General features: G+C 59.2%; 1 protein-coding gene. It reads right to left on the bottom strand.

Going from position 1 to position 449, the window contains the following annotated elements; translation table 11 throughout:
• Positions 1 to 137 precede the first annotated feature (137 nt).
• Positions 138 to 449, bottom strand: a 312-nt coding sequence (locus tag AC1DF3_RS37135) for a transposase (protein ID WP_478142832.1), incomplete at its 5' end; no start/stop codon positions are given.

The following is a 449-nucleotide window of genomic DNA, read 5'->3' as shown; positions in this document are numbered from 1 at the left end:
AGAGCCGGCTCCGGTCGTCTGAACACGCATCGACCTGAGTTAAGTGGATTGGCTGCGGTTTGATTCTTTCAATCTTCAGGCCCCTGCCAGGCCTCCGGAGGCGCCCCGGTTGAGCCATGTACTCATGGTTCAACCCATCAGGCAGCCTCCTTCATTGCGGGTAGCGTGGCGAAGTAGACCATGTCTGGCGTGCACCCGTCGTGCGATTGATGGGGCCGCCGCGCGTTGTAGAAATCGAAGTAAGCGGCCAGGTTCAACCGTGCGGCACTGACACTGTCGTAGGCCTTCAGGTACACGTCTTCGTATTTCACGCTCTTCCACAGCCGCTCGACGAAGACGTTGTCCCGCCAACAGCCCTTGCCGTCCATGCTCTGGCGCGCGCCTATGCGCTTCACCTCGGCGACAAAATCGCAGCTGCTGAACTGGCTACCTTGATCGGTGTTGACGAT

Source organism: Variovorax sp. 10N432 (assembly GCF_056394465.1).
This window is presented reverse-complemented; position numbering and strand designations above follow the sequence as displayed.